The sequence below is a fragment of the Blastococcus sp. MG754426 genome, assembly GCF_021699055.1.
Lineage (GTDB): Bacteria > Actinomycetota > Actinomycetes > Mycobacteriales > Geodermatophilaceae > Blastococcus.
Window position 1 is genome coordinate 1 of the sequence record NZ_SSXC01000012.1, and the last position, 14,514, is coordinate 14,514.

The window sequence follows — 14,514 nt, forward strand, 5'->3', positions numbered from 1 at the left end:
GGCCCGCACCGCGGGCCGCCCGGACGCGGCGGGCTCGGCGCCGCCGGCGGCACCGGTGTGCTGGTGTACCTGCTGCTCTGGCTGCTCATGCCGGTCGCCGCCGACGGCGCCGAGCCCGCCGCGTCCGGGCGGCCCGCGGTGCGGGCCCGCGTCCGCGGCCCCGTCGGACCGCGGTCGCCGGTGCCGGGCGTCACCATCGCCGGGCTGCTCATCCTCATGGGCCTGCTGGCGCTGCTGTCCCGGATCACCGGCTGGGACCCCGGCCCGACGGCCTTCCTCGCCACGGCGCTGCTCGTCGTCGGCGCCGGCCTGGTCGTCGGCGCGGTCACCGGGGGCCGCATCGCGCGCGGCGGGCTGATCGTCCTCGGGGTGGTCCTCTCCCTCGCGCTGCTGACCGTCACGACCGCGCCGTCCGGCGGCAACGGCATCGGCGACCGCACGTACCGCCCGCAGTCGGTCGCCGACGTCCGGGAGGTCTACAGCGGGGGCATCGGCGACCTGGTCGTCGACCTCTCCGAGGTGCCCCTCGACGACCTCGACGAGGCCCTCGAGGTGCGGATCGACCACGGCGTCGGCGACGTCGAGGTGGTCGTCCCGCGCTCCGCCGACGTGCGGGTCTCCGCGGACCAGGGCGTCGGGGAAGTCGACGTCTTCGGCGACAGCGGCACCGGGGGCGGCTTCCACGCCGGCCTCGGCTCGGCCCGGTGGACCGACGACGGCGAGCCCGAGATCGAGCTCGAAATCCACAGCGGTATCGGACAGGTGGAGGTGTCCCGTGGCTGACTACAGCGAGTTCCCGACCACGCCGACGGCCTGGCAGGAGCAGCAGTGGCAGATGGTCCAGCCGCTGGAGACGGAGGACCGGCCGGCGCCGGAGCCCCGCCGCAGGGTCGACCTGGTCGCCCTCGTCCCGGGCGTGCTGTTCGTCGTGCTGGCGCTCTCGGCGATGGTCGGTGCCGTCCTGCCGTTCACCCTCCTGGACGACGGCACCCTGCTCTGGGTCTTCCTGATCGGTGCCGGGGTGGCGCTGCTGGTCCGGGAGCTGCGGAAGCCGCGCAGCCGGGGCTGACCGGCGGGAGGGCGGGGTGCGAGGGCCCGGGAGCGACCGCTCCCGGGCCCTCGCCGCGTCCGGGGGGTCAGCCGGTCGCGTAGATCAACCCCACCGTCGCCGCGTAGATGAGCGGGATGACGAACCCCTCGAAGCCGATCCCCTTGCGGTCGCGCACGACAAGCCCACCGGCCAGCACCGCCGTCATGAGCATCGTCCCACCGAGGAGCACCAGGCTCGGGTCGCCGGCGTCGCGGTAGACCGGGCCCGCCAGGTAGAACACATCGGCCATCCCGATCATCAGCGTGTCGAAGGTGTTGCCGCCGATGATGTTGCCGACGCCCAGGGTCGGCGTGCCCATGCGCACGGCGGTCACGAGCACCACCAGCTCCGGGAGCGACGTGATCGCCGTGGTGAAGGTGAAGCCGACCAGGGTGCTCGGCAGCCCGGTCGAGGCGATGATGCCGAGGCCGGCCCGGCCGATGACCCACCCGGCCACACCCACCACCAGGCCCAGGGCGGCCAGCTGCATCCACAGCGAGCTCATCCGCGCGTGGCTGGCCTCGGGCCCCTCGCCCTCCTTCTCCGTCGCCGAGGTGAGCACGGGCTCCCACATCGGCGACTTCCGCAGCCGCCGGAGCAGGTGGAGGCCGTACCCGTACACGACCGGGATCAGGAGCGTGATCGGGTGGACCCAGCCCAGCCGGAGGTCGGGCGTCGCGTAGGCGATCACCGGGACGGCCAGCAGCGCGACCAGGATCAGCGCCTGGAGGAGGTTCTCCAGCGAGGCGGCCGCGTGCTCGAGGTTGGCCCGGCGGTAGACCAGGTCGGCGATGGCCAGCCACCCGGTCTGCACGGCGACGCCGCCCACCGGGTTGGCCAGGCCGAACCCCGGGTCCCCTTCGAGGGACCCGGTCACCGTGGTCACGATGCCGGGCAGCGACGTGACGGCTCCGAGCAGCAACGCGCCGCCGAGGGCGTCCCCCATGCCGGTGCGCTCGGCCAGCGAGTCGGCCACCCGGGTCAGCCGCACCCCGGCCAGCACGATCACCAGCCCCATGCCGATCAGGGCGAGCACGCTCGGCACGAGTGGCCACGTCCCGGTCACCCGCGCCCCCGTCCCCATCGACCCGGCGAAGGCCCCAGCTCACCACGGACCGCGCCGCCCCGCGACCGCACCGGGCGAGCTGCTGGAACGGCCCCGGTGACGTGCTGGAACGGCCCCCTTCCAGGGCCCCGCCCTGAGCCTGCGGAGGGTGGGGAGGAAGGGGGTCCTCCTACTCCCACTCGATGGTGCCGGGCGGCTTGCTGGTCACGTCGAGGACGACGCGGTTGACCTCTTCGACCTCGTTGGTGATCCGGGTGGAGATCCTCGCCAGCACGTCGTAGGGCAGCCGGGTCCAGTCAGCGGTCATCGCGTCCTCGCTGGACACCGGGCGCAGCACGACCGGGTGGCCGTAGGTGCGCCCGTCGCCCTGCACGCCGACCGAGCGGACGTCGGCCAGCAGCACCACCGGGCACTGCCAGATCTCGCCGTCCAGCGTGGCCGCGGTGAGCTCCTCGCGGGCGATGGCGTCGGCCGCGCGGAGCACGTCGAGGCGCTCGCGGGTGACCTCGCCGACGATGCGGATGCCGAGCCCGGGCCCGGGGAACGGCTGGCGCTGCACCAGCCGGTCGGGCAGGCCGAGCTGCCGGCCCACCTCGCGCACCTCGTCCTTGAACAGCGTCCGCAGCGGCTCGACCAGGGTGAAGGTGAGGTCCTCGGGCAGCCCACCCACGTTGTGGTGGCTCTTGATGTTCGCCGTGCCGCTGCCGCCGCCGGACTCGACGACGTCGGGGTAGAGCGTCCCCTGCACCAGGAAGTCGACCGTCTCGCCGTGCGCCTGGGCGTCGGCGACGACGTCGGTGGCCGCCTGCTCGAACACCCGGATGAACTCGCGGCCGATGATCTTCCGCTTCTCCTCCGGGTCGCTGACCCCGGCCAGGGCGGCGAGGAACTGCTCGCTGGCGTCGACCACCCGCAGGTCCGCGCCGGTGGTGGCGGCGAAGTCGCGCTCGATCTGCTCGGTCTCCCCGGCGCGCATCAGCCCGTGGTCGACGTAGACGCAGGTGAGCCGGTCGCCGATCGCCCGCTGCACCAGCGCCGCGGCGACGGCTGAGTCGACGCCGCCGGAGAGCGCGCACAGCGCCCGCCGGTCGCCGATCCGCTCGCGGATCAGCGCGACCTGCTCGTCGACGACGTTGCTCATCGTCCAGGTCGGCTCGAGGCCGGCGATGTCGAACAGGAAGTGCTCGAGCACCGTCTGCCCGTGCGCGGTGTGCCGCACCTCGGGGTGGAACTGCACGCCGGCCAGCCTGCGGTCGACGTCCTCGAAGGCGGCGACCGGGGCGCCGGTGGAGGTGGCGGTGACGGTGAACCCGGGCGGCGCGGCCGAGACGGCGTCGCCGTGGCTCATCCACACGTTCTGCTCGACCGGTAGCGACCCGAACAATCGCGCGCCGGTGGTGACGGTGAGCGGGGTGCCGCCGTACTCGCGGTCGCCGGTGCGGGCGACCGTGCCGCCGAGCGAGGCCGCCATCGCCTGGAAGCCGTAGCAGATGCCGAACGCCGGGACGCCGGACTCGAACAGCGCCGGGTCCACCTGCGGGGCCTCGGGCGCGTAGACGCTGGACGGGCCGCCGGAGAGCACGATCGCCGCCGGCTTGCGGGCGATGATCTCCTCGGCCGGCACGTCCGAGGAGACGATCTCGGAGTAGACGCCCGCCTCGCGGATGCGCCGGGCGATCAGCTGCGCGTACTGGGCGCCGAAGTCGACGACGAGGACGGTGGGGAACTCCACGCGGTCAGCCCCCGACGACGAGGTCGACGCGCTGGAACTCCTTGAGGTCGGAGTACCCGGTCTTGGCCATCGTGCGGGCCAGCGCACCGAAGAGGTTGGTGCGCCCGTCGGCGGACTCCGCCGCGCCGAGCAGCACGTCCTCCAGGGAGCCCGCCGGCTCGACCGGCGCCGAGGTCGCACCGCGCGGCAGCCGCGGGTGGGCGGCCACCGAGTCCCACCACACGCCCCCGGCTGGGGCCTCGGCGGCGATCCGCAGCGGCTCCCCCAGCTGGACGGCGTCGGCGCCGCAGGCCAGCGCGCGGGCGATCGCGCCGCTGGTCTCGATCCGGCCGTTGGCGATCACGTGCACGTACCGGCCGCCCGTCTCGTCCAGGTAGTCGCGGCGGGCCGCGGCGGCGTCGGCGATCGCGGTGGCCAGCGGTACGCGGATGCCCATGACGGCGTCCGTCGTCGAGTAGGTGTCGGCGCCGACCCCCACGATCACGCCGGCCGCGCCGGTGCGCATGAGGTGCAGGGCGGTGGTGTAGTTCGCCGCGCCGCCCACGATGACCGGGACGTCGAGGTCGGCGATGAACTCCTTGAGGTTCAGCGCACCGCCCTGGCTGGTCACGTGCTCGGCCGAGACGATCGTGCCCTGGATGACCAGCAGGTCCACCCCGGCGGCGAGCGCTGCGGGCGCGAGCTGCTCGGTGTGCTGCGGCGAGATGCGGATCGCCGTCGTGGCGCCGGCCTCGCCGATCTCCTTGATCCGCGCGGTGATGAGGTCGGTCTTCACCGGCTCGGCGTAGACCTCCTGGAGCAGCGCGACCGGCGGGGCGCCGGCGGCGGCCGCCTCGGCGATCCGGCGGTACACGGGCGCGGGGTCGTCGTAGCGGGTCCAGAGGCCCTCGCCGTTGAGGACGCCGAGCCCCCCGGCCCGGCCCACGGCGATCGCCGTCGCCGGGCTGACGACGGCGTCGCTGGGGCTGGTCACCAGCGGGATGCCGAACCGGAAGGCGTCGATCTGCCAGGCGGTCGAGACGTCGTCGACGTCCCGGGTCCGCCGCGAGGGGACGATGGAGACCTCGTCGAGGTCGTAGCCCCGGCGGGCGAAGCGGTTGAGGCCGATGTCGACGGTGTCGCGCGCGTTCATGCTCAGCGCCCCCGGTAGTTCGGTGCCTCGACGGTCATCTGGATGTCGTGCGGGTGGCTCTCGACCAGGCCCGCGGAGGTGATGCGGGTCAGCTGCCCGCGCTCCTTGAGCTCGGCGACGGTGCCGGCCCCGGCGTAGCCCATGGAGGCGCGCAGGCCGCCGACGAGCTGGTGGGCGACACCGGAGAGCGCGCCGCGGTAGGGGACCTGGCCCTCGATGCCCTCGGGGACGAGCTTGTCGTCGGAGAGCACGTCGTCGGCGAAGTAGCGGTCCCGGCTGAACGACTGGTTGCCGCGCTTCTGCATCGCGCCGAGGCTGCCCATGCCGCGGTAGGTCTTGTACTGCTTGCCGTTCATGAAGACCAGCTCGCCCGGTGCCTCCTCGACCCCGGCGAACAGGCCGCCGATCATCACGGTGTCGGCGCCGGCGACGAGGGCCTTGGCGATGTCGCCGGAGTACTGCAGCCCGCCGTCGGCGATGACCGGGACCCCGGCGGGGCCGGCGGCGAGCCAGGCCTCGTAGATGGCGCTGATCTGCGGCACGCCGACACCGGCGACCACGCGCGTCGTGCAGATCGAGCCGGGGCCCACGCCGACCTTGACCGCGTCCGCCCCGGCGTCGACGAGGGCCTGCGCACCGGCGCGGGTCGCGACGTTGCCGCCGACGACCTCCAGCCCGCCCTCGCCGCCGAAGTCCTTCTTGACCCGGGTCACCATCTCCAGCACCGCGCGCTGGTGACCGTGCGCGGTGTCGACGACGAGCACGTCGACGCCGGCGTCGACCAGCAGCCCGGCGCGCTCGTAGGCGTCCTCGCCGACGCCGAGCGCCGCACCGACGACCAGCCGCCCGTCGGCGTCCTTCGTGGACAGCGGGAACTGGTCGCGCTTCACGAAGTCCTTGACGGTGATCAGCCCGCGCAGGCGGCCGGAGTCGTCGACCAGCGGCAGCTTCTCGATCTTGTGCCGGGACAGCAGCCCGAGGGCGGTGTCCGGGTCGACCCCCACGGGGGCGGTGACCAGCGGCATCGGCGTCATGACGTCGCGCACGAGGCGGTTCATGTCGGTCTCGAACCGCATGTCGCGGTTGGTGACGATGCCCACCAGGACGCCGCCGTCGTCGACGACCGGCGCGCCGGAGATGCGGTAGCGGGCCGACAGCGCGTCGACCTCGGCCAGCGTGTTGTCCGGCGAGCAGGTGACCGGGTTGGTGACCATGCCGGCCTCCGACCGCTTGACCAGGTCGACCTGGCCGGCCTGCTCCTCCGCGGACAGGTTGCGGTGCAGCACGCCCATGCCACCGACGCGGGCCATGGCGATCGCCATGCGGGCCTCGGTCACGGTGTCCATCGCGCTGGACAGCAGCGGCACCGCCAGCGTGATCCGCCGGGTCACCCGGCTGCTGGTGTCCACCTCGGCCGGGACGACGTCGGACGCCCCGGGCACGAGCAGGACGTCGTCGTAGGTGAGCCCGAGCCGGGCGAACTTCGCCGGCAGCTCGGGCACGGAGTCGGGCTGCATGTGCGCGGCCACCCTTCGGCGCGGTTCGGGTCGGACACCGGTCGACACACCTCGCGGGCGCGCGGGACCTGGCCCTGATCGTAGGCGGCGGGCCGGAGGGGGCGGTGCTCCGCCTGCTCGACGGCTACCGTGTGACCGTGTCTCCGTTCGACGACGCCTTCGGGCCGGACTTCGGCCCGGCCGACGGGCCAGCGCCTCCGCCGCTCACGATGGAGGAGCGGGCCGGGGTGCTCGACGACCTGGCCGAGCTCGAGGTCTTCCGCACCCTGCTCGAGCCGACCGGCATCAAGGGCATCGTGGTCGACTGCCCTGACTGCGAGGAAGAGCACCACGTCGACTGGGCGCTGATGCAGGCCAACCTGCGCCAGCTCCTCGACGAGGGGCAGACCGGCCGGCACGAGCCCCCGTTCGACCCGAACCCCGACGACTACGTCAGCTGGGACTACGCCAGCGGGTACGCCGACGGGATCGCCGCGCTCGCCGAGCGGGACGAGCCCAGCGGCGGGCGCACCGGCCGCCACGCCCGCGACGACTGAGCTGCGACACGGCGGTCCCACGGACCGCACCGCGGCCACGTGCCGTCCCCCGGCTGCGCTGAGCGCCTCCGCGTGCTGCCTCTTCCCGCCGAGATGCGGGAAGTCGGGGTCTGCGGGGTCGTCCAGGGCCCCATGTCACGGAGGTCGGCCACGACGGGGCGGACGCAGAACGCACCGAGGGCCGCCTCCCGGTCCGGGAGGCGGCCCTCGGTGTGCACCTGCCGGGCGGGCGACCGCTCAGGTCATGATGCCGCGGCGGAAGCCCGTCGCGACGGCCTCGGCACGGTCCTTCGCGCCGAGCTTGCGGAACAGCCGGCGGGCGTGGGTCTTGATCGTGTCCTCGGAGAGGTAGAGCTCCCGGCCGATCTGGGCGTTGCTCTTGCCCTGGCTCATCCCGGTGAGCACCTGCATCTCGCGCATGGACAGCGCCACCGCCGGGGCGGCGTCGCGCACCGTCGAGCGCACCGTGGTGGGCGCGGAGCCCACCAGCGGGGCGGCACCGCTCCACGCGGGCGCGGGCGCGGTCGCCTGCTGCGGGATCCGGCCGTCGGCCCGCAGCCCGACGCGGGAGAGACCCAGGCCCATCTCGATCGCACTGGCGTCCCAGCGCAGGTAGCCGCGGGCCCCGAAGGCAACGGCCGCCCGGACGCTCTCGGCGTCGTCGGGGGCGCCGAGCACGAGCACCGGCAGGCCAGGGTGCGACCGCAGCGCCTGCGTGGCGGCGGAGAGCCCCGTGTCGACGGCGCGCTGCGTCCCGACGACCAGGACGTCGGGCGTGCGGGTGGCCAGGCGGGCCATCAGCGACTGCGCGTCACCGACCACCTCGACCCGGCCGACGAAGGGCAGGGCGACCAGCCGCGAGGCGACGTCGTCCCGGACCCGCCGTCGCTCGTCGTACACCCACACGGTCGCGCCGTGCACCGGTGCGCGCATCCTGTCGTCGATCACGCCAGCTCCTCGCTCCTCCCGGCCGGCGGCCGGGTCCCCCCACCGGCCGGGAGGGCACCCGGCCGGGCGTCGCCGGAGGTGGAGAGCCCTGGTGGGCCCTCCACCTCCGCGCCGGTCGGGCAGCCGGTCCGGGTAGCTCCCCCATCCCGGACGTCAGCACGACCTGGAGCCACAGTGATCGACTCCCCCGCGGGGGAACAGACGCCCTCACCCCGGGGGGTGAGCGCCTCGGTGACCAGGTGACGGAGCGCACACGGGGCAAAAGTTGCGAATCGGCTGTGTTTGGACGTGGGACGGCGAGGGCACCGGGCCCCTTGCAGCCGGACAGCCCCCTCCGGCTCTACCGAGTTCCCGGAGGAGACATGGCCGACATCCGCAGACTCCCGACGCCCGTGGCCGAGGTCTGGGACTGGCAGCTCCACGGCGCCTGCCGTGGCGAGAACACGTCCCTCTTCTTCCACCCCGACGGAGAGCGCGGGCCGGCCCGGGCGCGGCGGCAGTCCGCGGCCAAGGCCGTCTGCTCGCGGTGCCCGGTGATCGACGCGTGCCTCAAGCACGCTCTCGCCGTCCGCGAGCCCTACGGCGTCTGGGGCGGCATGAGCGAGGAGGAGCGGGCCCGGCTGATCGCCGCCGAGCCGGCCGCCGTCGCCGCCGGGGTGTAGCCCCCCACGAACGCCGAGAGGGCCCGGTCCAGGTTTCCTGGACCGGGCCCTCTCGCGTGTGCGGTGACGTCCTCCCTCGCCGTGGCGCGCCCTCCCCACGGCAGACGGTGAGGGAGGACGCGCCCCGATCAGGTCACCTGATCATCGCCGAGATCAGTGGCTGTGCCCGTGGCCGTGCGAGTGACCGTGGGTGTGGTGGCCACCGGCACCGTGGTCGTCCTCCTCCTCCGGCGCCTCGACGACGGCGGAGTCGGTGGTGAGCACCATCGCCGCGATGGAGACGGCGTTGCCCAGCGCGGCCTTGGTGACCTTCACCGGGTCGATGACGCCCTGCGCGGCCAGGTCGCCGTACTCGCCGGTCGCGGCGTTGAAGCCCTGACCGGCACCGGCCTCGCGCACCTTGGCGACGACGACGCGGCCCTCGAAGCCCGCGTTGTCGGCGATCTGCACCAGCGGGGCGTCCAGCGCCGTGCGCACCGCGCGGGCACCGGTGAGCTCGTCGCCCTCGAGCGAGAGCGCGTCGATCGCGCTCGCGGCGTGCACCAGGGCGGAGCCGCCGCCGGGGATCACGCCCTCCTCCACCGCCGCGCGGGTGGCGGCGATGGCGTCCTCGATGCGGTGCTTGCGCTCCTTGAGCTCCACCTCGGTGGCCGCGCCGACCCGGATGACGCCGATGCCGCCGGCCAGCTTGGCCAGCCGCTCCTGCAGCTTCTCCCGGTCCCAGTCGGAGTCCGTGGCGTCGATCTCGCGGCGGATCTGCGCCACGCGGTCGCCGATGGCCTGCGAGGTGCCGCCGCCGTCGACGATGGTGGTCTCGTCCTTGGTGACGGTGACCCGCCGGGCGGTGCCGAGCACCTCGGGACCGACCTGGTCGAGCTTGAGGCCGACGTCCTCGCTGACCACCTGGCCGCCGGTGACGACGGCGAGGTCGGTCATGAACGCCTTGCGCCGGTCGCCGAAGAAGGGCGACTTCACCGCGACGACCTTGATGGTCTTGCGGATCGAGTTGACGACGAGGGTGGAGAGCGCCTCCCCCTCGACGTCCTCGGCGACGATCAGCAGCGGGCGGCCGCCGGTCGACAGCACCTTCTCCAGCAGCGGGAGCAGGTCGGCCAGCGCGCTGATCTTGCCGCTGACGAGCAGCACGAGGGCGTCCTCGAGGACGGCCTCCATCGCCTCGGGGTCGGTGACGAAGTAGGGCGAGAGGTAGCCCTTGTCGAACTGCACGCCCTCGGTGACGTCGAGCTCGGTGGAGAGCGTGTTGCTCTCCTCGACGGTGATGACGCCGTCCTTGCCGACGCGCTCCATCGCCTCGCCGATCAGCTCGCCGACCTCGGCGTCCTGCGCGGAGATGGTGGCGACGCCGGCGATGGCCTCGCGCTTCTCCACGGGGGTGGCGGCGGCGTCGAGGGCGGCGTGCACGGCGTCGACGGCGGCGCGCATGCCGCGGCCCAGCGCCATCGGGTTGGCGCCGGCGGCGATGTTGCGCATGCCCTCGTGGACCAGCGCCTGGGCGAGCACGGTCGCCGTCGTGGTGCCGTCACCGGCGACGTCGTTGGTCTTGGTGGCGACGTTCTTCGCCAGCTGGGCGCCGAGGTTCTCGTACGGGTCCTCGAGCTCGACCTCGCGGGCGATGGTGACGCCGTCGTTGGTGATGGTGGGGGCGCCGAACTTCTTGTCGAGGACGACGTTGCGGCCGCGCGGGCCGATCGTCACCTTGACCGCGTCGGCGAGCTTGTCGACACCGCGCTCCAGAGCTCGGCGGGCGTCCTCGTTGAACTTGATGATCTTGGCCATGGGCCCTTCCGATCAGTCAGTGCAGGGCGAAAGACGACCGCCCCGGGACCCGAGTTCGGGTCGCCCGGGGCGGTCGGGGTGCTACGCGGTGGAGCTAGCGACCTGCGGTCACTTCTCCACGACGGCGAGCAGGTCGCGGGCGGAGAGCACCAGGTACTCCTCGCCGGCGTACTTGACCTCGGTACCGCCGTACTTCGAGTAGATGACCACGTCGCCGACGTTCACGTCGAGCGGGACGCGGTTGCCGTTGTCGTCGATGCGGCCGGGGCCGACGGCGACGACGGTGCCCTCCTGGGGCTTCTCCTTGGCGGTGTCCGGGATGACCAGACCGGAAGCGGTGGTGGTCTCGGCCTCGTTGGCCTGGACCACGACCCGGTCCTCCAGCGGCTTGATGCTGACCTTGGTAGCGGTCGTCACGTCGGTGACGCCCCCTTCGGTGTCGGACGGCAGGGATGTTCGATGCTGTGGCACGAGGTCAGGCACCCGCCGTCGCGGGGGTCGGGCGCCAGCCCGTGTCGTTTGGCACTCTACCCAGGAGAGTGCCAGCCACTCAACCCGGTCGCCGGGGTGGGTGACGTCGGCGCCGACCAGCGCGTGCGCCACGCTGTGCCGGTGGACCGGCCATCCGAGGAGCAGACCGCCGAGACGGTGCGCCAGCTGCGCGCGCTGACGACGCCGGAGGGCACGGCGGCGCTGGCGCGCGCGGCGGCGCTGCTGGCCGAGGGGGTCGACGCGGTGGCCGCGCTGACGCGGCTGCGCGCCGAGGTGGGCACCGACCTCGCCGGCCCGGCGTGGGGCACCGCCCGGCAGCGGCAGCGGGCCCGGGCGGCCTTCGGGGCCGACGCCGACCGGATGCTGTTCACCGGCGACACCCTCGAGCAGGCCGGGCGGCCCGAGCTCGCCGCCCGGCGCGCGGCCCGGCTGCTGGCCGGGGGCGCCGACTCCGTCGCCGACCTCGGGTGCGCCGCGGGCACCGACACGATCGCGCTCGCCCGCGCGGGTGCCCGGGTGCTCGCCGTCGATGTCGACCCGGTGGCCCGGGAGCTGACCGCCGCGAACGCCGAGGCGCTCGGGGTCGCCGACGACGTCTGGGTGGTGGCCGGCGACGCGGTGGAGCTCGTGGCCGCAGCGCGCGGTGGCGAGGTGGCCGGGTGCGGGGCCGCCGTCCTGGACCCCGCCCGGCGGGCCGGCGGGCGGCGGCTGCTGGACCCCGACCGCTGGTCGCCGCCGTGGTCGACCGTCGTGGAGCTGCTCGCCAGGGTGCCGACGTCGGTGGTGAAGGTGGCGCCCGGCCTGGACCACGACCGGGTGCCCGGCGGCGTGGAGGCGGAGTGGGTGTCGGTCGGCGGGTCGATCGTCGAGGCGCTGCTCTGGGGCCCGGCCGTCTCGGCCACCTGGCGGCGGGCGACCGTCGTCCGCGACGGCGAGGTGCACGAGCTGACCGCGGACGCCGACCCCGGGCCGGCCCCGGCCGGACCGGTGCGGGCCTGGCTGCACGAGCCCGACCCCGCGGTCATCCGCTCGGGCCTGGTCTCGCTGGTGGCCGCCGACCTCGGTGCGTCCCTCGTCGACCCGACGATCGCCTACCTGTCCTCCGACGGCCCGGTCCTGAGCCCGTGGGTCAGCTCCTACCGGGTCCACGCGGTGCTGCCGTTCAACCTCAAGAAGCTGAAGGCGCTGCTGCGCGAGCGGGGGGTGGGCCGCGTCGTGGTGAAGAAGCGCGGCTCGGCGATCGAGCCGGAGACCCTGGCCCGGCAGCTCCGCGGCCCCGGCGGCGGGACGGCGACCGTCGTCGTCACCCGGGTCGCCGGCGCCCCGACGGCACTCGTCTGCGACGTCACCACCGACTGACGCACGAGATCGCGTGATCTCGGCACATCAGAGCCGCTGGAGCGCCGGGTTCACGCGATCTCGACGGAGGGCCTCAGCGGCTGACGACGTCGATCGGCAGCGAGCTGTCCGCCCCGAGGTCCGGGGCCGACGGCGCCACGCCGGCGGCGACCAGCCGCGAACCCAGCGCCGCCACCATCGCGCCGTTGTCGGTGCACAGCTTGGGGCTGGGCACCCGGAGCACGATGCCGGCCGCGGCGCACCGCTCCTCGGCCAGCGCGCGCAGCCGCGAGTTGGCCGCCACTCCCCCGCCGAGCACCAGGTGGTCGACGCCGTGGTCGCGGCAGGCCCGCACCGCCTTGGCGGTGAGGACGTCGGCCACCGCCTCCTGGAACGAGGCCGCGACGTCGGCCACCGGCACCGGCTCACCCGCGCGCTCGCGGGCCTCGATCCACCGGGCGACGGCGGTCTTCAGGCCGGAGAAGGAGAAGTCGTAGGCGGGGTCGCGCGGGCCGGTGAGCCCGCGCGGGAAGGCGATGGCGTGCGGGTCGCCCTCGCGCGCGGCCCGGTCGATCGGCGGGCCGCCGGGGAACGGCAGCCCGAGCACGCGGGCGACCTTGTCGAACGCCTCGCCGGCGGCGTCGTCGATGGTGCGGCCCAGCGACCGCACCTCCTGGGCGAGGTCGGGCACCAGCAGCAGCGAGCTGTGCCCGCCGGAGACCAGCATCGCGATCGACGGCTCGGCGAGCGGCCCGTGCTGCAGCTCGTCGACGGCGACGTGCGCCGCGAGGTGGTTCACCCCGTACAGCGGCTTGCCCAGCGCCAGCGCGTAGGCCTTCGCGGCGGCGACCCCGACCAGCAGCGCGCCGGTCAGGCCGGGGCCGCTGGTCACCGCCACCGCGTCGACGTCGGCGGCGCGCACACCGGCCTCCGCGAGCGCCCGGTGCACCGTCGGCACCATCGCCTCCAGGTGCGCGCGGGAGGCGATCTCGGGGACGACGCCGCCGAACCGCTCGTGCTCCTCCATCGAGGTGGCCAGCGCGTCGGAGAGCAGGGTGTGCCCGCGGACGATGCCCACCCCGGTCTCGTCGCACGAGGTCTCGAACCCGATGACCAGCGGCTCGCTCACGGCGTCCCCCTCCTCATCACGACGGCGTCCTGCCCGCTCGGCTGGTAGTAGCCGCGCCGCCGGCCGATCTCGGCGAACCCGCGCCGACGGTAGAGCCCCTGCGCCGTCTCGTTGTCCGCCCGCACCTCCAGCAGCACCACCGGCGCACCGCGCCGGTCGGCCTCGGCCAGCAGCGCGTCGAGCAGCCGCGCGCCGATGCCCTCGCCCTGCCGCGCCCCGGTCACCCCGATGGTGGCCACGTGCGCCTCGTCGTCGTAGGCGATGAGGCCGGCGTACCCGACGACCCCGCCGTCGTCCTCGGCCACCAGGTAGTGGCGGGTGTCGGTGCGGGACAGCTCGTCGCGGTACATCGCCGCGGTCCACGTGTCGGGGGCGAAGAGCTCCTCCTCCAGCCCCATCACCGCGGGCAGGTCCGCGAGCGTCATCGGCCGCAGCCGGGTCACCGCGTCACCGCCTTGATCGACGTCGGCGGCACGGCGTCGGGGCGGCGCAGGTACAGCGGCACCAGCGGCGCGGCCGAGCCGGGGTCGCTGAGCTGCGCGGCGGCCGCGCGGAGCAGGCCCGCCGTCGTCACCTCCGCCGGCGTCACCGGGCCGCCGAGCCGCTCGGCGAACGCGGGGTCGCCCACGAACGGCCCACCTCGGCCGAACTCCTCGGGGCGGACCACCCCGGGGCCCTCGACCCGCCGGCCGGCGTCGTCGTAGGCGGCCCAGTAGACCTCCTTGCGGCGGGCGTCGGTGACCACCGTGCGCGCGCCGCTGCCGATCGCGTCGAGGGAGCAGACGCCGACCACCGGCAGCCCGCGGGCGTCGGCGATCGCGGCGGCGGTGACCACGCCCACCCGCAGCCCGGTGAACGGCCCGGGGCCCAGCCCGGTGACGACCGCCTCGACGTCGTCCAGCGCGAGGCCCGCGTCGGCGAGGGCGCCCTGGATCGCCGGGGTCAGCAGCTCGGCGTGCTTCGTGCCCGAGGGCACGGCGCGCTCGGCGAGCACCTCCGCGCCGCCGTCGGGGGTCCACCGCGCGAGGCCGGCGACGAGCGTCGGGGTGGCGGTGTCGAGCGCGAGGACCAGCAC

At 74.6% G+C, this 14,514-nt stretch carries 15 protein-coding genes; 5 read left to right on the forward strand and 10 right to left on the reverse strand.

What is annotated here, in order from left to right; all coding sequences use genetic code 11:
- Together E9549_RS06600 and E9549_RS06605 are read left to right on the forward strand one after the other, a co-directional pair.
- On the forward strand, nucleotides 1–783 hold a 783-nt coding region (locus E9549_RS06600; protein ID WP_236825749.1), incomplete at its 5' end, for a LiaF domain-containing protein.
- The gene (locus E9549_RS06605) at nucleotides 776–1,069 is read left to right on the forward strand and encodes a hypothetical protein (RefSeq protein WP_236825750.1); all 294 of its coding nucleotides are present in this window, start codon (nucleotides 776–778) and stop codon (nucleotides 1,067–1,069) included. The genes E9549_RS06600 and E9549_RS06605, both read left to right, overlap by 8 nt.
- A gap of 67 nt (nucleotides 1,070–1,136) precedes the next feature.
- Here E9549_RS06605 and E9549_RS06610 read toward each other — a convergent pair whose 3' ends face one another.
- From E9549_RS06610 to guaB, 4 genes are all read right to left on the reverse strand, one after another.
- A complete protein-coding gene (locus E9549_RS06610) occupies nucleotides 1,137–2,135 on the reverse strand; it encodes a sodium:calcium antiporter (RefSeq protein WP_236825751.1) in 999 nt (332 codons plus the stop codon).
- A gap of 190 nt (nucleotides 2,136–2,325) precedes the next feature.
- The gene (gene guaA / locus E9549_RS06615; protein WP_236825752.1) at nucleotides 2,326–3,888 is read right to left on the reverse strand and encodes a glutamine-hydrolyzing GMP synthase; all 1,563 of its coding nucleotides are present in this window, start codon (nucleotides 3,886–3,888) and stop codon (nucleotides 2,326–2,328) included.
- 4 nt (nucleotides 3,889–3,892) lie between these two features.
- Nucleotides 3,893–5,020 carry a GuaB3 family IMP dehydrogenase-related protein gene (locus tag E9549_RS06620; protein WP_236825753.1) on the reverse strand — a complete coding sequence of 376 codons (1,128 nt, stop codon included), beginning with the start codon at nucleotides 5,018–5,020 and terminating at the stop codon, nucleotides 3,893–3,895.
- Between the two features lie 2 nt (nucleotides 5,021–5,022).
- Nucleotides 5,023–6,537, reverse strand: coding sequence for an IMP dehydrogenase (gene guaB / locus E9549_RS06625; RefSeq protein ID WP_236825754.1), 1,515 nt, complete (start codon nucleotides 6,535–6,537; stop codon nucleotides 5,023–5,025).
- Nucleotides 6,538–6,674: 137 nt separating this feature from the next.
- Between guaB and E9549_RS06630 the strand changes: the two genes are divergently transcribed.
- Nucleotides 6,675–7,073 (forward strand): DUF5319 family protein, encoded by a 399-nt coding sequence (locus E9549_RS06630; protein WP_236825755.1) that lies wholly within the window; start codon nucleotides 6,675–6,677, stop codon nucleotides 7,071–7,073.
- A gap of 237 nt (nucleotides 7,074–7,310) precedes the next feature.
- On the opposite strand, the gene E9549_RS06635 is transcribed toward E9549_RS06630, so the two are convergent.
- The gene (locus E9549_RS06635) at nucleotides 7,311–8,006 is read right to left on the reverse strand and encodes a response regulator transcription factor (RefSeq protein WP_255714980.1); all 696 of its coding nucleotides are present in this window, start codon (nucleotides 8,004–8,006) and stop codon (nucleotides 7,311–7,313) included.
- Between the two features lie 377 nt (nucleotides 8,007–8,383).
- Between E9549_RS06635 and E9549_RS06640 the strand changes: the two genes are divergently transcribed.
- Complete coding sequence (locus E9549_RS06640) at nucleotides 8,384–8,683, forward strand: WhiB family transcriptional regulator (RefSeq protein ID WP_236825757.1); 300 nt, start codon at nucleotides 8,384–8,386, stop codon at nucleotides 8,681–8,683.
- A gap of 153 nt (nucleotides 8,684–8,836) precedes the next feature.
- On the opposite strand, the gene groL is transcribed toward E9549_RS06640, so the two are convergent.
- Entirely contained in the window at nucleotides 8,837–10,480 is a 1,644-nt protein-coding gene (gene groL / locus E9549_RS06645) for a chaperonin GroEL (RefSeq protein ID WP_236825758.1), read from the reverse strand.
- 108 nt (nucleotides 10,481–10,588) lie between these two features.
- Nucleotides 10,589–10,897: a co-chaperone GroES gene (gene groES, locus E9549_RS06650; RefSeq protein WP_014377938.1), complete on the reverse strand. Its 309-nt coding sequence runs from the start codon at nucleotides 10,895–10,897 to the stop codon at nucleotides 10,589–10,591.
- Nucleotides 10,898–11,092: 195 nt separating this feature from the next.
- On the opposite strand from groES, the gene E9549_RS06655 reads away from it, so the two are divergent.
- On the forward strand, nucleotides 11,093–12,331 hold the full coding sequence (locus tag E9549_RS06655) for a class I SAM-dependent methyltransferase (protein WP_236825759.1): 1,239 nt from the start codon (nucleotides 11,093–11,095) through the stop codon (nucleotides 12,329–12,331).
- Nucleotides 12,332–12,404: 73 nt separating this feature from the next.
- On the opposite strand, the gene tsaD is transcribed toward E9549_RS06655, so the two are convergent.
- The 3 genes from tsaD to tsaB are packed head-to-tail and all read right to left on the reverse strand — an operon-like array spanning nucleotide 12,405 to nucleotide 14,514.
- A complete protein-coding gene (gene tsaD, locus E9549_RS06660) occupies nucleotides 12,405–13,439 on the reverse strand; it encodes a tRNA (adenosine(37)-N6)-threonylcarbamoyltransferase complex transferase subunit TsaD (protein WP_236825760.1) in 1,035 nt (344 codons plus the stop codon).
- Nucleotides 13,436–13,882 (reverse strand): ribosomal protein S18-alanine N-acetyltransferase, encoded by a 447-nt coding sequence (rimI, locus tag E9549_RS06665; protein ID WP_236825761.1) that lies wholly within the window; start codon nucleotides 13,880–13,882, stop codon nucleotides 13,436–13,438. Before rimI ends, tsaD begins: the two co-directional genes overlap by 4 nt.
- Entirely contained in the window at nucleotides 13,879–14,514 is a 636-nt protein-coding gene (gene tsaB / locus E9549_RS06670) for a tRNA (adenosine(37)-N6)-threonylcarbamoyltransferase complex dimerization subunit type 1 TsaB (RefSeq protein ID WP_236825762.1), read from the reverse strand. Before tsaB ends, rimI begins: the two co-directional genes overlap by 4 nt.

Excerpts from the sequence above, each read along its gene's own strand:
- E9549_RS06635 (WP_255714980.1), bottom strand. The coding sequence starts at position 8,006 with ATGCGCGCACCGGTGCACGGCGCGACCGTGTGGGTGTACGACGAGCGA.
- guaB (WP_236825754.1), bottom strand. The coding sequence starts at position 6,537 with ATGCAGCCCGACTCCGTGCCCGAGCTGCCGGCGAAGTTCGCCCGGCTC.
- E9549_RS06640 (WP_236825757.1), top strand. The coding sequence starts at position 8,384 with ATGGCCGACATCCGCAGACTCCCGACGCCCGTGGCCGAGGTCTGGGAC.
- E9549_RS06620 (WP_236825753.1), bottom strand. The coding sequence starts at position 5,020 with ATGAACGCGCGCGACACCGTCGACATCGGCCTCAACCGCTTCGCCCGC.
- groL (WP_236825758.1), bottom strand. The coding sequence starts at position 10,480 with ATGGCCAAGATCATCAAGTTCAACGAGGACGCCCGCCGAGCTCTGGAG.